15 protein-coding genes are annotated in these 17,779 nt (G+C 44.3%); 9 read left to right on the top strand and 6 right to left on the bottom strand.

Annotated elements, in window-relative coordinates; genetic code table 11:
- The first annotated feature begins 343 nt into the window (after positions 1-343).
- From QLG00_RS04195 to QLG00_RS04170, 6 genes are all read left to right on the top strand, one after another.
- On the top strand, positions 344-1,147 hold the full coding sequence (locus tag QLG00_RS04195) for a VacJ family lipoprotein (RefSeq protein ID WP_162897613.1): 804 nt from the start codon (positions 344-346) through the stop codon (positions 1,145-1,147).
- A gap of 123 nt (positions 1,148-1,270) precedes the next feature.
- On the top strand, positions 1,271-2,239 hold the full coding sequence (gene gigA / locus QLG00_RS04190; protein WP_004940408.1) for an RsbU family protein phosphatase GigA: 969 nt from the start codon (positions 1,271-1,273) through the stop codon (positions 2,237-2,239).
- Positions 2,240-2,352: 113 nt separating this feature from the next.
- On the top strand, positions 2,353-2,874 hold the full coding sequence (gene gigB / locus QLG00_RS04185; RefSeq protein ID WP_004940412.1) for an anti-anti-sigma factor GigB: 522 nt from the start codon (positions 2,353-2,355) through the stop codon (positions 2,872-2,874).
- 22 nt (positions 2,875-2,896) lie between these two features.
- Positions 2,897-3,721: a carbon-nitrogen hydrolase family protein gene (locus QLG00_RS04180; protein ID WP_282470551.1), complete on the top strand. Its 825-nt coding sequence runs from the start codon at positions 2,897-2,899 to the stop codon at positions 3,719-3,721.
- 95 nt (positions 3,722-3,816) lie between these two features.
- A complete protein-coding gene (locus tag QLG00_RS04175) occupies positions 3,817-4,254 on the top strand; it encodes a MarR family transcriptional regulator (RefSeq protein WP_004940417.1) in 438 nt (145 codons plus the stop codon).
- Between the two features lie 85 nt (positions 4,255-4,339).
- A complete protein-coding gene (locus QLG00_RS04170; protein ID WP_004940419.1) occupies positions 4,340-4,771 on the top strand; it encodes an organic hydroperoxide resistance protein in 432 nt (143 codons plus the stop codon).
- A 46-nt stretch (positions 4,772-4,817) separates the two neighbouring features.
- Here the strand turns inward: QLG00_RS04170 and gspE are convergent, their stop codons facing one another.
- The gene (gspE, locus tag QLG00_RS04165) at positions 4,818-6,308 is read right to left on the bottom strand and encodes a type II secretion system ATPase GspE (RefSeq protein WP_282470550.1); all 1,491 of its coding nucleotides are present in this window, start codon (positions 6,306-6,308) and stop codon (positions 4,818-4,820) included.
- Between the two features lie 100 nt (positions 6,309-6,408).
- Here gspE and QLG00_RS04160 point away from each other — a divergent pair, with 100 nt between their 5' ends.
- Together QLG00_RS04160 and QLG00_RS04155 are read left to right on the top strand one after the other, a co-directional pair.
- Positions 6,409-7,230, top strand: coding sequence for a hypothetical protein (locus QLG00_RS04160; RefSeq protein WP_004940426.1), 822 nt, complete (start codon positions 6,409-6,411; stop codon positions 7,228-7,230).
- 8 nt (positions 7,231-7,238) lie between these two features.
- Positions 7,239-8,159, top strand: a complete 921-nt coding sequence (locus QLG00_RS04155; protein WP_004940428.1) for a mechanosensitive ion channel family protein — start codon at positions 7,239-7,241, stop codon at positions 8,157-8,159.
- A gap of 187 nt (positions 8,160-8,346) precedes the next feature.
- On the opposite strand, the gene QLG00_RS04150 is transcribed toward QLG00_RS04155, so the two are convergent.
- Complete coding sequence (locus QLG00_RS04150) at positions 8,347-11,226, bottom strand: DUF2339 domain-containing protein (RefSeq protein ID WP_282470549.1); 2,880 nt, start codon at positions 11,224-11,226, stop codon at positions 8,347-8,349.
- Between the two features lie 155 nt (positions 11,227-11,381).
- On the opposite strand from QLG00_RS04150, the gene polA reads away from it, so the two are divergent.
- Complete coding sequence (polA, locus tag QLG00_RS04145; protein WP_282470548.1) at positions 11,382-14,144, top strand: DNA polymerase I; 2,763 nt, start codon at positions 11,382-11,384, stop codon at positions 14,142-14,144.
- Between the two features lie 51 nt (positions 14,145-14,195).
- Here polA and QLG00_RS04140 read toward each other — a convergent pair whose 3' ends face one another.
- Genes QLG00_RS04140 through QLG00_RS04125 form a run of 4 tightly spaced genes read right to left on the bottom strand, consistent with a single transcriptional unit; the run spans position 14,196 to position 17,749 of the window.
- Positions 14,196-14,762 carry a YggT family protein gene (locus tag QLG00_RS04140; protein ID WP_048766454.1) on the bottom strand — a complete coding sequence of 189 codons (567 nt, stop codon included), beginning with the start codon at positions 14,760-14,762 and terminating at the stop codon, positions 14,196-14,198.
- A 16-nt stretch (positions 14,763-14,778) separates the two neighbouring features.
- Positions 14,779-15,615, bottom strand: a complete 837-nt coding sequence (gene proC, locus QLG00_RS04135; protein WP_004945418.1) for a pyrroline-5-carboxylate reductase — start codon at positions 15,613-15,615, stop codon at positions 14,779-14,781.
- A complete protein-coding gene (gene tilS / locus QLG00_RS04130) occupies positions 15,612-16,988 on the bottom strand; it encodes a tRNA lysidine(34) synthetase TilS (protein ID WP_282470547.1) in 1,377 nt (458 codons plus the stop codon). The genes proC and tilS overlap by 4 nt, the downstream gene beginning before the upstream one ends.
- Positions 16,925-17,749 carry an acetyl-CoA carboxylase carboxyltransferase subunit alpha gene (locus tag QLG00_RS04125; RefSeq protein WP_004940445.1) on the bottom strand — a complete coding sequence of 275 codons (825 nt, stop codon included), beginning with the start codon at positions 17,747-17,749 and terminating at the stop codon, positions 16,925-16,927. The genes tilS and QLG00_RS04125 overlap by 64 nt, the downstream gene beginning before the upstream one ends.
- Positions 17,750-17,779 lie beyond the last annotated feature (30 nt).

Below are 17,779 nucleotides of genomic sequence, written 5' to 3'. Positions count from 1 at the left end.
TGCATCACCGCCGATGGATGTGCATTCTACACCATCTCCATTCCTTTACAACCCCTTTCGCCTTTCTTTTTTTTCAAACGGACAGTTTTTGTTCTTTTTTGCTTTTTTTATGCCTTTTTTAAAGTTTTTTTGCTTTAATAGTAGCTATAAGGAAACTGTTAAATAAAAATGATCTTATTTAAAATCATATAAGCTTTCACCTTCGAGATGGTGGTTAAGGAATTCTATGCATTATTCAAAACTTTTTTTTGCTGGTCTCTTGTCGGCAGGTCTATCTGGTTATGTGTTTGCCCAAGACACCGCGGAGCAAAATACTAATGCCAACGCTGTGGCTTCTGACAGTATGCAAGCCGATGTAGAACCCTCTACGCAATCATCAACTCACTTTCAATCTTTACGTAATCTCAAGTCTGAATTAAAAAATGTTAAAGCCAGTGACTTTAAGGTAAATGCAAAAGCATCTCAGCCCGATGAAGTGAAGGATCCTTTACAGCCCTTAAACCGTCAGTTTTATGCTTTTAATGATTATTTAGATCGTAATGTAATCCGCCCTGTGGCCGTACAATATGTGGCTAAAACACCTGAAGATGTGAGAGGTTCATATCGTCAGTTTAGAAAAAACCTAGGCGAACCTTGGAATGCAGTCAATCAGCTAATTCAAGGCAGACCAACCCGTGCGGCAAAAACATTAGGACGTTTTACAATTAACACCTTAACTACGCTTGGTCTGGCAGACCCTGCACGTCGACTTGGACTACCACCTGAAGAAGAAAGCTTTGGCGTCACGCTGGGTTATTATGGTGTTCCGTCTGGTCCATTCTTAATGTTGCCGTTTTTTGGGCCAAGTACATTACGTGATACTGTTGGCTTAGCAGCAGACAGTCAGGCTCGTCCACAAAAATATATTATGGACGATCAAGATGGTTTGTATTGGTCTACTAACGTGCTGCAAGCAATTGACACACGTGCTCAAGTGCTCGATATCGAACAAATTTTACAAGGTGATAAGTACGCTCTAATTCGCGACTTGTATTTGCAACGTAAAAATTTCCAGATTGCAGAGAAGAAAGGAAACTCGTCTGAACAAATTAATTTTGTGGATACCGATGATGACGGGTCAGACGACAGCGACACACCACAACCCTAACGTTATTTCCAATAAGAAGATTGCTATCTGGATGTGACATCTTCTAGCAATCTTTTGTTTTCTATAGTACATCTACTACTATGGTAAATACGGTTTTCTTGTAAAGGCAGTGTTCAATCCTCTATGTATCTCATTCAACCGACTCGTTCTATTTATAATTTAGACGAAACGCTTCAGGCGTTGCCCGATCTACAAGTGATTCACATAGAAGATATCGACCTTTACGATCCAACGATTATCGCGATTGCTGATGTGCAGGATTATCTACACTATCAGTGGTCGTTACCAACGATTGTACTTGGATTTGAACATGAAGGTGCCGCGCTTTCACAAGCATGGGAAATGGGTGCCTTAGCAGGCTGGATCTGGGGAAGTCTGCCTAAAAACTCGAATGAAGCATTATTGAAAATTGATGCCAAATATAAACGTAACCAAGACAGTCGTGATCTGCCCGCTGCTGCTGAATTACAAAAAAAATTACTTCCCAATCCAATTGACTTACTAGATTACAAGATTGAAGCTTTTTTTCAGCCTTCTGCGTATTTGTCTGGAGACTGGTACGATTACTGGAAGCTCAATGACAAAGAAGTCTTGTTTTATTTGGCCGACGTTTCAGGCCATGGTGTGACCAGCAGTCTACTGACTTCTTGGATGGCTGCATTTCACGGCCGCTCAAAAACACCTCGTCAATTGCTGAAAAAACTAAATGGAATGCTGTTACAAGAGAATATCGAAAAACATATTACGATTGTGGCGGGTATTTTAAATCTGCAAACGCATCAAATTCGCTGGTCAAGTGCTGGTCATTATCCACCGCCGATTATTTTTGAACCCGATCAACCACCAAAAATTTTAACCACCAGTAGTTTCCCTTTAGGGCTGACTGATGAGCTGGATTTTGAAGAACATGAATGTACATTAAGTCGTCATACACGTTTTATTGTTTGCTCGGACGGTGCACTTGAGCCTTTTGATGGTGGATTGAATGAACAGTTTTCCCAACTCCTCGATCATTTGCAAAAACAATCATTCAAAGCACCCGATCATGTTGCAGACGACATTGCTATTTTAAGCTTATGTAGAATGAATTAATTTAAAAAACAATAGGTTAATTCTTTTGAAATCATTATGCGACTGTCAAGCACTTGAGTATCGATTCACCCTATGTGATAATTTTGCTATCCTTCTCTGAAAATGGCATTTATATGTCAACAGGTCATGTTGAATATGCAAGTTTAGATGGAACGCATATTTTCAAACTTATTGGTGAAGTGCGTGCTCAATCTTGCATCAGTCTTGATAAACTTTTAAACCGAATTGAACAGCAGAAAAATGTCGTTGGTGCGATCGTAGATCTTACCCGAACGACATTTATTGACAGTACAGTTCTCGGCATTCTGGCAAAGCTAGGTCTTAAACTTAAGCAAACGCACCACATTCAGGCAGTTATGCTGTCGACCAACCCAGATATTAGTACCTTGGCCAACAGCATGGGGCTTGGGCAGGTTTTTGTCATCTTGAATTATTGCGGCGATCCAAACGTATGCACGTTGGAACTCACCGAAGAACATATCACTCATAATGCCATGTTGACCACGGTATTAGATGCGCACAAAACCCTAATGCGACTCAATGAAAACAATCAAAATATGTTTGAGCCGCTTGTGAAACAACTACAAAAAGAACAAGATACTCTGGATCAGGCCTGCACCAAGCAAAATGCTTGACGCCTAAACGGACTTATACCTCATGACTTTTCTTTCTGTTGCACAAATGAATTCTCAAAACGATATTGGAGCAAATTTCTGTATCGTTGAATCTCTGATTGAGGAAAGTAAAGCCAAACAGGCTGAGTTAATTGTTTTTCCGGAAAATTTCATTTGTTTTGCTGCCGGCAAACAACGTGAAACTGCTGCTCAATTTGAATCGATACAAGCCCAGTTGGAAGAACTGGCTCATCGACACAACATCTGGATTGTTGCAGGTACATTACCCTGTCCGTTTCGCCCAGATGGTAGTGTGATTCGGGATGGTCGTGTCAGAACGTCAAGCTTATGTATTAGCCCCGAAGGTACAGAAGCTCGCTACGACAAAATTCATCTATTTGATGTTCAGGTTGGCGACGCGGTGGGTGGTTATCAGGAGTCAAAGTTTTTTGAACCGGGTGATCAGCCTGTTGTCGTCAATACACCATTTGGACATATTGGTTTAATGGTGTGCTATGACTTACGTTTCCCCGAACTTGCATTAAGTTTACGTGCCCAAAATGCACAGATATTAACTGCACCTGCTGCATTTACCTATACCACGGGTCAGATGCATTGGCAGCTCTTGTTGCAAGCACGTGCAATGGATACACAATGCCATGTACTCGGTGCCGCGCAACAAGGCTGGCATGGTGAAAAACGTCAAACTTGGGGACACACTGCTGCGGCGAATAGTCGCGGACAACTGCTGGATATTATTCAAAACGATGGTGCAGGATTAATCACAGTTGATTTTGACAGTGCTGAGCAGCAGCAGATTCGTGAATCAATGCCCTTAATGCAGCATCGCAAGCTCATCCAGTTTTAATTCATTTCTATTTCTTTCTAAGCCATCGCTTGACTGGTCGTTATAGCGAAAACAAGGCTATACTTGAGACTTGCCAAATGACTCATGAGGCCTTTATGCAGCAAGACAGTTCTATTTTACATCTTGATAATCAATTGTGTTTTTTGATTTATTCAACCAATTTGGCGCTGCATCAGCTATATCGTAAGTTACTGGCCCCCCTCGGACTCACCTACCCACAGTATTTGGTCATGCTGGTGCTTTGGGAAAAGGATCATATAACGGTATCGGATATTGGTGCACAATTGTTTTTAGAATCGTCTACCCTGACACCCCTGTTAAAAAAACTCGAATCGTTACAACTCCTCACACGCCAGCGATCAAAGCGCGATGAGCGTCAAGTGATTATTTCACTCACAGATCAAGGCGCACAGCTTAAATCACAGGCGCTAGACATTCCGCATCAGCTCGCCCAAGCCAGTGCATGTGATTTAGATGAATTAATGCAGCTTAAGTCTCAGCTCGAAGCACTTCGTACAAATATCAGCAAATAAATGCATTTGATTACAAAAAAACCTCTTGCACACCTATTTATATCGTGTACGATATATTTGTACACAAATTAAAGGTGGTTTTAAAATGTCATTAGAAAAAGTTGTATACACAGCACACGCTAAAGCAACCGGTGGCCGTGATGGTCGAGCAACATCTTCAGACAATATCTTGGATGTAAAACTGACCGTGCCTAAAGAAATGGGCGGTGCAGGTGGTGGTACCAACCCAGAACAACTTTTTGCAGCTGGCTACTCTGCATGTTTCCTTGGTGCCATGAAGTTTGTTGCCAACCGTGACAAATTCAATATTCCAAAAGACGCTTCAGTTGAAGGCGACGTTGGTATTGGTCCAATCCCAACTGGATTTGGTATTGAAGTCAAACTTCATGTTCACTTGCCAGGCATGGACGCAGATGAAGCGAAAAAACTGGTCGATGCTGCGCATATTGTCTGCCCATACTCAAATGCAACACGTAATAACATTGATGTCGATTTCAATATTGTTACCGATGCTTAATTGATTGAGCAGTTTGTAAAAAAGCACCTCCATTGAGGTGCTTTTTTTATTCTTCAGCTTGATTGGTCACACGAAGTACTTCTTCGAGTGTGGTTTTACCCGCCAGTACTTTTTTGAGCCCGTCGTCTCGGATTGAACCTGCGCTACGACGCGCATAGGCTTCTAGTTCAAATTCGGCAGCATTGCCATGTATTAGACGACGGATATGTTCATCGATAGGGACAATTTCATAAATGGCTGTTCGACCAGTAAATCCAAGATAGGAGCAATGTTCACACCCTTGAGCTTCTGGTAATTGAAGATGTGTTCGATCAGATTGTACGTTTTGAAAAATTTGCCGTTCGAAGTCGTCTGCCTCGCGCCATGAAGCGCAGTGCGAACATAAAGTTCGAACCAGTCGCTGTGCAATCACACCAATTAATGAACTCGACAATAAAAAGGGTTCAATTCCCATATCTTTTAAACGTGTCACGGCGCCAATGGCCGTATTGGTGTGCAAGGTAGATAAAACCAAGTGACCCGTCAGTGAGGCTTGAACTGCAATTTCAGCCGTTTCAAGATCACGAATCTCACCGACCATGACCACGTCTGGATCTTGCCGTAACATGGCCTTTAAGGCACGCGCGAATGTCATGTCGACTTTATTGTTCACCTGCGTCTGACCAATCCCCTCTAGCTGATATTCGATTGGATCTTCAGCCGTTAGAATGTTTCGAGTATTGTCATTTAAATCAGATAGAGCCGCGTAAAGTGTCGTGGTTTTTCCTGAACCTGTAGGCCCCGTGACCAAAATAATCCCATGTGGACGATGGACCAAATAATCCAGACGCTCATAATCTTCGGGCATCAACCCCAAATGCGTCATATTTAAACGACCGGCCTGCTTATCGAGCAATCGCATCACTACCCGCTCACCATGCGATGACGGTAAAGTCGAGACACGCACATCGACTTCACGGCCAGCCAAACGCAAAGAAATACGGCCATCTTGAGGTATGCGTTTTTCAGCAATATCCAGCTTAGCCATTACCTTAATCCGTGACACCAACAGTGGTGCCAGTTCACGGCGCGGCTGCACAATTTCACGTAATTGACCATCGACACGCAACCGCACGGAAAGCTTTTTCTCAAATGCCTCAATATGAATATCCGATGCATTGACGCGAATTGCTTCTGACAGTAAGGCATTGATCAGACGAACAATCGGAGCATCATCCTCCTGATCCATCAAATCTTCTGCTTCGGGTACTTGGTCTGCCAGACTCAATAAGTCAGGATGATCTTCTAGCCCTGCAGCGACCTGCTGCGACTCTCCACGATCTCCAGCATAGCTAGAACTGAGCAAGGCATTAAACTTTTGCTCGTCACAGAGTTCATATTGTGCCGCCCTGCCCACGATTCGGCGTGCTTCTTGTAATGCAATCCATGCGGTTGTTTGTTTTCGAACAATAAAAACCTGATCACCGTCGTATCTCAACAAGACACCATGACGTTTTGCAAAACTATAAGGAATTTGTATTTGTTTGAGTATTTGCATCACAAATTTATAATGATCATAAAGATAGTTTTGAGTGTACTCTAAGCGTATGACAGCGTGAAGTCCGTTTTAGATAAACTCAGCAGAGGATTTTTTCGACTTGACTCAACAACATGACCTTCAAGAGCTTGCATCCCCACATTTAAAATGGTGGGGCGAGCATACATTTGAATTACACCAAGTCAAAGCTTGGCAATTTGGTTCTCTGCTTTTTCGATTGACGCGTGGGATCAATGAATGGCGGCTAGAATATCATCGTCCGCAATATCAATACGATTACGAACAAAACTGGCATTCAATTACCGATACCAATTTTGCCTGCCCACAGCCGCGTAAAATTGAACGCTACATGTTTAAAAAAACCCATGAAACCTTTCAGCTAATGCCACGCCTTGCAGATCGTTCTGTGGTGATTAAGCCAGTCGATCCTATTTATATTCCGGCAGGCCAGCGCGGTACTTTATATATCAGTACGCCACTTTGGATCGCAGGATTTGTCGAGGGTCAGCGCGAACCATTGTTTGATCTTCCGGTGATTCAGCCTAAAGATACTTGGTTTGGCCCAGATCGTCGTAATGGTGAAATCTGTTATGCCACCGCAGTAGATGGGCGTACCGATATCAACCAACTCAAGCCACGCGCCTTTCGTGCCGTAACCCCTGTCGAATTCCACAACACCAGCAGTCAGCAATTGCGATTTGACCGGATGAATGTCCCCGTGGCTGCATTGCCTCTGTTTTACAGTGAAAGTACACAGCGCTTATGGACCTCACAAATTAAAGTTTTGCATGAAGGCTACGACAAGCCACCGCGTATTCGGATTGAAAACCGGACGCCACCTTTGGCCGGTGAAGTCATTTATGTACATCCACCGCGTTCACCAGGTGGTGCATTGTTTAATATGTTTGATTCATTTTTCTAGGACGTAGTATGGCTGATTCCAATATCCCCAAAGATGTTGCCGTGAGTCTTAAAGGGATTTTTACCAATATCAATCTGGACCGTCTGAGCGAATTGCTGGTTGCACTGGTACTGTGTTTAATCGGGTTTATCATTGCCCGACTGGTCTCGAATACCTTTATTCGTACCATTGGGCATCGTTTTAATGCCCATCAAAGCATGGTGTGGCGACGCGGGATTTTTTATTTTATTTTCTTAATCTTTGTGATGGCCAGCCTAAAAGAAGCGGGCTTTAAGCTCAGTGTATTTTTAGGCGCAGCAGGGATTCTTACCGTAGCGCTGGGTTTTGCCTCGCAAACTTCGGCCAGTAACTTGATTAGTGGACTATTCCTGATTGGTGAAGGCTCTTTTGAGGTAGGTGACACCATTCAGATTACGCTGATACGTGGTCAAACCATTGAAGGCGAAGTCATTTCAATCGATTTGCTGTCGGTCAAACTGCTCACCTTAGATAATGTATATGTACGTTTGCCAAACGAGCAACTGATTCGTGCACCCGTAATGAATCTGTCAAAGTATCCGATTCGACGAATTCCCATTACACTAGCCATCAACTTCCAAGAAGACATCATGAAAGTTCGCAAGGTATTGTTGGATGTGGCATCTAAATACCCATTGGCTCTAGATGAACCGAAACCTGAGGTGACCGTTACCGCTTTTCGTGAATCTTCAATCGAGCTTTTATTTACCGTATGGTGCAGGCAGGAATTTTTCTTAAAATCACGTGATGAATTGCAAGAACGCATCCGCAATGGCTTTTTAGAAAACCAAATTGAAATTCCAGTACCGAAGATGGGCTTTGTTGATCGCCCGCCCATTAGCGCGCTAAACGAAGATGAAATTGATCAATATGCCAATAAAGAGTCACTTAAGCGTGAACCTAAAGCTTAAATCCCATTAACTACAATATTCACTAGGATGTGTAACCATACAACTAGGTGACACATCCATCTCAATTTTGTATTCCAATGATGAAATAGCAGAAGATGAATCAGAAGGCATCGGAAAGCCATGAAATGCCCACATCAACAGATACAAGCATCCTAAAATCATCACGACAAAAAATAGAATTTTTAAGCTATTTATGATCATCGGTTTTTTTCTCTATATCCCTATTCTCAATAGGCGGTAAAGGCGCCAGATAAGCAATGACCAGCATCACACCTCCAGCACCAATAAACGAAACCACTCGAGTTAAGGTGCCACTTTGTGACAAATCCAGACTGACCAGTTTGATCACCACAATTCCCAGTAAGGCTGCACCGACAAACCAGATCTGACGAATGTGTCTTTGGCTGGAAAAAGTCATCAACACAAAGGCCAAAATGACCCACAGCAAAGTCAGGCTCAGTTGTACTGCACCATTCGACCAGATCAATATCCCCCAAAGCGGTGTTCCCAGATAAACATGTAATGCACGCACCACGATACTACTGAGTACCAAAAGAGCCATTAAAATGCTTATGACTTTACTCGCCCACTCTAAGCCATGCTGTTGAGGCAAAAATTCTTTTCGGTAAATTGCCCAGAGTAAAGCCATCAGTACCATCAATGACAATCCATCTACCGGATTCAACACAGGCAATAGATACGCGGTAAATGGCGCTTGCTGCAAACTCACCACAATGAGCCAAATCCAAGTGATGCCCCATACCGCAGGATACTGCATTACACCTGAAGTACCCCGAGACATACAGACCATTGCATACACCATCGGAGCGAGTGCCAAAGATAAAATAGCTTCTGCTGGCCACAGCACTGGACCGAGTGCTGCAAGTGCTGACCAGACCACCGAAGCAGCAACATGCTGCATGATTAAGGAAGCGTCAGCGTAACGCGTGGTACGTAAAAACAACAACAACACGAACCCTTGTGCCACCACAAAATTCAACTGCTGAATCAAGTTCAGCCATTTAAAACTTGCAAACAAACCATAGTTAACCAGTTCTACGTAGCTGAGTAACAGTAAGACCGTAGCTAAAATGAGTTCTGCCGTATGGCTAGTATTTTGTTTTCTGGCCGCGACAAAACGAGCAAATCCAAACAACAACAGCGCGCTGATCGCTAAATATGGACTTAAACCACTCGATTGCCATGCCAAGGCGTGTACACCAGCCAATGCGCCAGCGTAAAGCCCCAAAGCCAAAAAGAGACTGGCCAAAATAGGCGGTTGTTTTTGCTGCTCGGCAAATTGAAACAAAAAGTAGGCAGCAACAAACTGGGCAATTGCATAAATGGTGGTGCTTAACGTCGGAAATCCCTGAACAGACCAAAACTGATCAAATAGTGCCAAAGAACTTAAAAATACCAAAACACAACCTAAATAACGACTAACTGAATAACGCTCAGTCACGCCCCACACAATCAGTGCAGCCCCCTGCACCACCCAACCTACAGCACTCCAGTGCGCACCTTTCCAGAGTGGAAAAATTAAAGAAATAAAGGCCACTGCCAAGATAAAAAAGCTTTTGGCCAGTACCGACAATTCTGATTGTTTTTGCTTGATCCACCACGCGAGTCCGCTATAGGTCACACCGAGTGCCAGTGCTCCCAATGTCAGTGCCGTACTTGACTGCTGCATCAAGACCGCATGCATTGAAAAACCCAGAATAGGCACACTAAATATCAGCCCTACATCTATTAACGGCGGCAACACAAACTGGTTGTGTGCTTTAAGGCTTAGATATTCTTTTTTAATTAATTGACTATAACGTATGCTTAGCCAGATAAATAATCCGATATGCAGCCAGAGAATTTGATCTAAAACCGCATATTGCTCGGGCTTGGCATATATACTGATATAACTTCCCGCAATCAGACCCGTGGCCACAAAAGCCAATTGATGAAGCAGCTTCCATGGTTTGACAAAATTAATCGCCGCAACCGCAAGGTTGATGATCAAATAATAACTGAGTAAAAACACACTCTCTGGGTGGTACTGTGGAATCAAAAGAGGCGCAAGATAGGCCATCGACAGTGCCAGTATCGATAAATACAGTGCATTTTGAAAGAGGCTGAGGGCAATCGTGATTAGCAGTAAGACTGCGAAACACAGGCTAGCGGTCATCAGCTCTTTAATAACCTCAAAGTGATGCGCAAATACCAAGGTTAAGAAAATGATGGCAAGGCCTGCACCTTGTAAAGCCACTGCAAACAGTGCATTTTTATGACGCAAGTAAAATCCAAGCACTGTCGCCGCACCGCCCGTTAGTGCAATGACCAGCAATTTCACACTCAAACTTAATTGCCAGTGCTCACTGGCAAAACGAAGCAACAGCACGACCCCGATCATCAGCACCACAATCGCGACACGCAAAATTGGATTACCGTGCAATAACCAGTGTTGAACAGGCTGCCACCATGTTGCTGCATTTGAAGTTTTGGTCTGAGCTAATACTGCATTAGTCGATGGCGCGACTTCAGATAAAAATACATTCTGCGGCTGTAGCGTATGTTGTGACTGCGCATCCTGAATGGGATGCGCCGAGGTCGAGAGTACAGATGAAGAAGATGAAATTGATGGATCGGTCTTTAGGCGATCGAACGCTGTATCAGAAACCTGACGATCTGTGTGCTGTGTGGATGTGAGAGATTCAATATGATTTAAACGCTCCCTCAGAGCATTAAACATCTGCAACAAGCTCCACAGTCCGATCACGGCACCAAGGATTGGCATCCATACAACGCCAATAAACCCACCGATCAGTGCGATCAATACACCCAGCCAAACACCAGACTGCCAACCACGCATAGATGTGACTGAAAAGGCAACCGCATGGTGCTGCTCAAGCTGCTGAAGGCGTTTGTCTAAACGATTGAGATAATACATCAGCACAAACAGCATCAATGTACCCAGCACAACCGCTAGATTTGCCGCGTGAAGTACATAGCTCATCACTGTGCCCACGCCCAGCATAAGCACGATGATGCTGATCTTTTGTTTATCGTTTTTATACATGATCAAAAAAACAAACACATGGATTGAACTCTCATTTTAAACCATGATGTCTTGAGCGTATATTTAGACATACAAAACAACCGTAAAAGTGAATCTCAGCATTTTGATGCTTTTTCACGTAGAATAAGAGCCAATTGTTTGTGAGGAAATGTTCAATGCCACCATTTGTCTTGGTTGATGGCTCATACTTTTTGTTTCGTGCGTTTCATGCACTTCCCCCCTTGACCACGTCAACAGGCCTTCAGACCAATGCCATTCGTGGTGCCATTTCCGCCATTCAAAAGTTAATGCGTCGTACCCAGCCGACGCACATGGCTGTGATTTTTGATACTCCTGAACCGACATTTCGTCACGAACTTTCGCCAATTTATAAAGGTGATCGTCCAAGCATGCCAGAGGAACTCGCACAGCAAATCCCTTATTTGCATGCCTTGATTAAGGCCTTGGGAATTCCGCTGTATATGCTCCCGGGTGCAGAAGCCGACGATGTGATTGGAACACTGGCCAAACGCGCTGAAAAGGAAGGACATCAAGTTCTGATTTCGACGGGCGACAAAGACATGGCACAGCTTGTGACTGAAAAAGTCACGCTTGAAGACAGCTTCAAAGACAAACCTATGGATATTCAGGGTGTATTTGAGAAGTTTGGTGTCTGGCCAAATCAGATTATTGACTACCTCACCCTGATGGGCGATGCCTCGGATGGCATTATGGGGGTACCGGGCGTAGGCGCAAAAACCGCAGCCAAATTACTTACAGAATATGGCTCGATTGGCGGTATATTGGAGAATGTCGACAAGATTAAGGGAAAAGTCGGGCAAAACATCAAGGAACATGCAGATGGTATTGCGATTGACCATCAGTTGGCCAGTATTGTGTGTGATCTCGATATTGCACTGACTTGGGACGACTTACAACTACGTGAACCGCATGTGGAAAGTTTGCGCAATTTATATACCGAGCTTGAATTTAGAAACCAGTTACAGTCGCTAGATCATCCCAATAATCCGGTAAGCAGTAGCTACAAAGCAGCTAATCAAGAAATTGAAAAGATATATGCTGCACCTGTGATTGAAACTGAAGATCAGGCCAGCCTGACCAGTGAAGATGATCAACTTGGCACGGCAAATTATCATACAGTACTAACACAAGCTGCTTGGGATGCCTTATTGCAACGCTTCCAGAGCGAAAAGCGCTTCGCAATCGACACTGAAACCACCAGTTTAGATTATCGTGTAGCACAAATGGTGGGCTTCTCTGTGGCGTTTGATGCACAAGACGCCTACTACGTACCATTGGCTCATGACTATAAACACGCACCTGAACAATTGAACCGTGAGCAGGTACTGGCTCAGCTTAAACCCATTTTAGAAGATGAACAGGTTGGTAAAATTGGCCATCATCTTAAGTATGATGCACATATCTTTGCGAATCATGGCATTGAACTTAAAGGCTGGTACTTCGATACCATGCTGGCCTCTTATGTGCTGAACTCGGTCGCGACACGACATGGTATGGATGATGTGGCACGGGTCTATTTAAGTCACCTCACCACCACCTTTGAGCAAATTGCAGGTAAAGGCGCTAAACAAAAAACCTTTAATCAGATTGATCTTGAAGTGGCTGCGCATTATGCCGCAGAAGATGCGCATGTCACCTACCGACTCTATGAGGTACTGGCGCAAAAACTCAAACAGAGTCCAGAACTTGAACAGCTTTTGTACCAGATTGAAGTCCCTGTAGCGCGTATCTTGGCCGGAATGGAAGAAGCAGGTATTAAACTTGACCATGACTTTCTGGGTCGGTTAAGTGGGGAATTCACAAACACCATTCAAGGACTTGAAGATCAGGCCATCGAACTGGCTGGTGAAACCTTTAATGTCAGCTCACCCAAACAGGTGGGTGAAATCCTGTTCGATAAGATGGGGCTTAAAGGCGGCAAAAAAACGGCCACCGGACAACACAGTACCAGTGAAAGCATTTTGGAAAAAGTTGACCATCCGATTGCCGAGGTGATTTTAGAACACCGCACGCTTTCTAAACTCAAAAACACGTATACCGACCGTTTGGTCGAGCAGTCTCATAACGAAACGCATCGGGTTCATACCAGTTATCATCAGGCCTTGACTGCGACAGGCCGTCTGTCATCGTCTGATCCGAACCTACAAAATATTCCAATTCGCGGTGAAATTGGTCGTCAAATTCGTAAAGCCTTCATTGCACCTGAAGGCCGAGTATTGTTGGCTGCCGATTACTCACAGATTGAATTGCGTTTAATGGCGCACTTTTCTCAGGATGACGCCTTACTTGACGCGTTTAAAAATGGTCAGGACGTACATCGACGTACCGCGGCAGAAGTACTCAACATCGCACTGGAAGACGTCACCAATGATCAGCGCCGACAAGCCAAGGCCGTCAATTTTGGCCTGCTCTATGGTATGTCTGAATTTGGTTTGATTCGTCAATTGGGATTCACTCGTGAAGAATCGCAAAATTATATCAAGCAATACTTCCAGCGCTACCCGGGTATTTATGAATACATGCAGCGCACGCGCCAGATTGCACTGGAGCAAGGTTTTGTCGAAACCATTTTAGGACGACGCTTATATACGCCAGATATCGATGCACGCAACATGATGGTACGTAAAGGTGCCGAGCGTGCCGCAATTAATGCGCCGCTGCAAGGCAGTGCTGCCGATATTATTAAATTGGCGATGATTAAAGTCGATAAAATGCTGCCAAAAGATCAAGCCAAGTTACTGCTTCAAGTACACGATGAACTGGTTTTTGAAGTCGATGCGGCAGTTGCAGACCAGCTTGCACCACAGCTTGCAGCCACCATGCAATCGGTGGTCGATATTTCGGTTCCTTTACTGGTGGAAGTCGGTAAAGGTTTAAACTGGGAAGAAGCCCATTAAGCATGTTCCATAAAAAAAAGGCCGATCAAATCGGCCTTTTTTTAAAGCAACTTATAGTCCGGTCAGAAGAACTTTAGCCACTTCATTCATCAAAATTTCAGCAATATACAACGCCAAAAAGGCCAAAATAGGCGATAAATCAATCATGCCCATGTTTGGCAATAACCGGCGAAAAGGTGCCAGTAAAGGTTCGGCAAGCTCTTGAATCACTTCGATATAAGGCGAGCGAGACTGGGTAAACATCACCACCCAGCTCAAAATAATCGTAGCAAAAATCAGGTAACGACAAAAACGGATTAAATCCTGAATCATGGTGACAAAAGTCAGAATCAGCAAATGAATCGGACTATTTGGCATTGCACCCGAAAGATACATCACACCAAAAATCTTAAGTAAATACAGCATGACCAACAGCGCAATCGCTGCAAGATTCACGCGGCCTTTGGCAACCGTTGGGAAAATACGGCTAAAAATATCTACAATTTTGGTGGCTTTAACAGTAGATAAAACCACAGGATTATAGGGAGTAACCCCGGTCAACTGGATGAGAAATCGAAAAAATACCAATAAAATGGCAACATTAATTAAAATACCAAAAATGAGCGCAGAACTCGCCATAGTGTTCCTATCCTACTTAAGTCGTTTTGGTGCTGTCGCTGAGCTCGCGGGCTAACTCTTGACTTCTTTTTTGCGCTGCGGCAAGCGCAGCCTGAATATTTTGAGAGATTTGAGCACGATCAAATACTTCAAGTGCGGCCTGAGTCGTTCCGTTTGGAGAAGTCACATTTTTTCTTAACTCAGACGGAGTGCTCGAACTGGTAATGGCCATTTGCGCTGCACCCAATGCGGTTTGCAGCGTCAATGCGGTGGCAACTTTTTCATCTAGTCCCATGTTTTTACCCGCACGGATCATGCTTTCCATCAGGTAAAAAAAGTACGCCGGACCAGAGCCAGAAACCGCTGTGACTGCATCGATCTGTGCCTCAGACTGTACCCAGATGGTCAGACCTGTAGCTGCTAGAATTTGGCTAGCCAGTTCACGATCTTTTGCACTGACTGTCTCGTGTGCATACAAGCCATGTGCACCCGTTTGTACCAAAGCAGGTGTATTGGGCATTACACGCACAATACGCTCGGCTCCGGTTAAAGCGGCAATCGTTGCAATCTCTGCACCAGCAATCACAGACACAATCAGTTTATCTTCAAACAAGCCTTGAAGTGGCTTAAGTACCTGAGCCAATACCTGCGGTTTAACAGCCAATACCACAACATCTGCATTTTTAATCGCTTGAAGATTATCATCGATGGCATGAATTTCTTTTTCTTGAAGTACTTGGCGAATTGCTTCGACCGGATCAGAAACGGTAATCCGAGTTGAGGGTAATCCACGCGCAACCAGCCCCCCAATCAGGGCTTGCGCCATATTACCACCACCAATAAATGTGATATTTGAATTTAATGTCGCACTCATGAATTATGCTCAACTCGCAAATGATTGACGTCAGAAATTAAATAAGGTTGCCATCCCCCGACTTCACAATAGTCAGATTGTGCCAGCCAAAACCCATTGGGCGTAAAAACCCCTAGCATAACATTTTCTACCAGCAATATTTGAATTGTGTGACGTAACCAAGGGAAAATTTGTGCGTCTTGAATCGCTTTTTTAAGTGGCCAATGTCCAACCCGACCATAAAGATGAATCTTTTCGCCGCCCTGACGTGCAAGCACAGTGAGCTCACGTGCCAGAAGAGCTTTAGATAGTCCAATATCTGCTGCTTTTAAGATATAACGACCCGATGACAACTCAAGCATGTGATCGAGTTTCAAGTCAGCAAGTGTTTGCTGCTGAGGCAATGTTTGAGCGGTATAAGCGGCATGTGCAATACGATGCAAAATCTGCTGATAGCGAATATAATAAAAACCGTTCCAATGTAAGGCAGCTTGAGCATCGGCTTTAGCGTGAATGACTTCCTCTTGCAGACGGTTCACCATATCCAGAGAAGGCCTGTAAGTTTCTTTGCCTTTCATCCAAAACGATAACAGTTGCCTCTGGCGGGCAGCTGAAAGCTGTAAAAATGGTTGCAGCATCAGATGGTTGTCCGAACCTGTAGCAGCTAAATCTTGTTGCAACACCTCATCTAAAATGGTTTGCGCGTCTTGCATCAATACACTGGTACGCGCAACCGCGTCTTGCATCTTGGGAAAGCGTTGTTCCAGTAGCGGCCAAAGCTGCTCCCGACACCAAGCACGATCATAGCGTGTGTCAAAATTGGTCTCATCTTGTACATAAGGCAATGCAAGTTGATCTACCCACGCCTGAATCTGCTGCCGAGACAGTGATAAAAAAGGACGCCAGCGACGAAGTGTCTGAATATGATCGTGTTCCTTCATGGCCGCTAAGCCCTGAACACCAGTGCCTGAAAGGAGGCGCAGTAATACGGTTTCGGCCTGATCGTTTTGATGATGTGCCAACACCAGAATATCATTGGGCTGTGCATGGCGTAAAAAGGCAGCATAACGTGCTTGACGTGCCTGATTTTCAAGGTTGCCTGCCTCAACATCGACGGGTTGGATGGTGACTGGAATCTGGCGTTGCTGTGCAAAATTCTGGATAAAATCGCCCCATGCACGGCTGCTCGATTGCAGCTGATGGTCGATATAAATGGCACGAATGTTATGAGGAAAGAGTTCACACATTACATGCAGCAGTAGCATGGAATCCATACCACCACTGCATCCAATGAGAAAGACCGAATCAGCAGAGAATTGCTGGGCCTGTATTAAGAGGCGATGCCTAAATTTTCGCTGCCAAATTTCATTAAACGTTGGTAACGCGCTTCGCATCGTTCATCTGCATCCATAGCTAGCAATTCATCGAGCGCTTGTTTTAACACGACTTGCAGATTTTGCATAACTTGATCTGGATTGACATGCGCGCCTTCACCTTCATCGACCACATACTCTACAATACCGATTTTTTGTAGTTTATCTGCGGTCAATGCCAAAGCATCACTGGCTTGTTCTGCTTTTTCAGCCGTTTTCCACAAAATCGATGCGCAGCCTTCAGGTGAAATCACTGAATAAATACTATGCGATAACATGATAACGCGGTCTGCCACACCAATTCCTAGTGCACCACCTGAACCACCTTCACCCAATACGGTAGCAATCACAGGTACTTTTAGGCTTGAAAGCTGTGCCAAACTGGTTGCAATTGCTTCAGCTTGACCGCGCTCTTCTGCACCTACACCCGGATAAGCACCCATGGTGTCAATAAACGTAAATACCGGCAGGTTAAAACGTTCTGCCATATCGAGCAAACGTTGTGATTTGCGGTAGCCTTCAGGATTACACATCCCGAAGTTGTGCTTGAGTTTTTCACGTGTACTACGGCCACGATGTTGACCCACGACCATCACAGGACGACCTTCAAAGCGAGCCAAACCACCCACCATCGCACCGTCATCACCAAATAGACGGTCACCGTGCAGCGCATCAAATTCAGTGAAGATTTCACCGACATAATCTAAAAACTGCGGACGATCTGGGTGTCGCGCAATTTGAACCGTTGTCCACGCTTTAGACTGAGCAGCTTTATTTTTCATAAGTCGAGCATTATCCCTAAATTAACCAAA

The sequence above is a fragment of the Acinetobacter sp. V89_7 genome (assembly GCF_029967895.1).
Classification (GTDB): Bacteria; Pseudomonadota; Gammaproteobacteria; order Pseudomonadales; family Moraxellaceae; genus Acinetobacter; species Acinetobacter soli.
Note: the sequence above shows the minus strand (reverse complement) of the source record. Positions and strands in the feature narration are given on the sequence as shown.

Coding starts and splice junctions, on each gene's coding strand:
- QLG00_RS04125 (WP_004940445.1), bottom strand. CDS start 17,749: ATGAAAAATAAAGCTGCTCAGTCTAAAGCGTGGACAACGGTTCAAATT.
- QLG00_RS04170 (WP_004940419.1), top strand. CDS start 4,340: ATGTCATTAGAAAAAGTTGTATACACAGCACACGCTAAAGCAACCGGT.
- tilS (WP_282470547.1), bottom strand. CDS start 16,988: ATGCGAAGCGCGTTACCAACGTTTAATGAAATTTGGCAGCGAAAATTT.
- gspE (WP_282470550.1), bottom strand. CDS start 6,308: ATGCAAATACTCAAACAAATACAAATTCCTTATAGTTTTGCAAAACGT.
- QLG00_RS04180 (WP_282470551.1), top strand. CDS start 2,897: ATGACTTTTCTTTCTGTTGCACAAATGAATTCTCAAAACGATATTGGA.
- QLG00_RS04155 (WP_004940428.1), top strand. CDS start 7,239: ATGGCTGATTCCAATATCCCCAAAGATGTTGCCGTGAGTCTTAAAGGG.
- QLG00_RS04140 (WP_048766454.1), bottom strand. CDS start 14,762: ATGGCGAGTTCTGCGCTCATTTTTGGTATTTTAATTAATGTTGCCATT.
- gigA (WP_004940408.1), top strand. CDS start 1,271: ATGTATCTCATTCAACCGACTCGTTCTATTTATAATTTAGACGAAACG.
- QLG00_RS04175 (WP_004940417.1), top strand. CDS start 3,817: ATGCAGCAAGACAGTTCTATTTTACATCTTGATAATCAATTGTGTTTT.
- proC (WP_004945418.1), bottom strand. CDS start 15,615: ATGAGTGCGACATTAAATTCAAATATCACATTTATTGGTGGTGGTAAT.
- polA (WP_282470548.1), top strand. CDS start 11,382: ATGCCACCATTTGTCTTGGTTGATGGCTCATACTTTTTGTTTCGTGCG.
- QLG00_RS04150 (WP_282470549.1), bottom strand. CDS start 11,226: ATGTATAAAAACGATAAACAAAAGATCAGCATCATCGTGCTTATGCTG.
- gigB (WP_004940412.1), top strand. CDS start 2,353: ATGTCAACAGGTCATGTTGAATATGCAAGTTTAGATGGAACGCATATT.
- QLG00_RS04195 (WP_162897613.1), top strand. CDS start 344: ATGCAAGCCGATGTAGAACCCTCTACGCAATCATCAACTCACTTTCAA.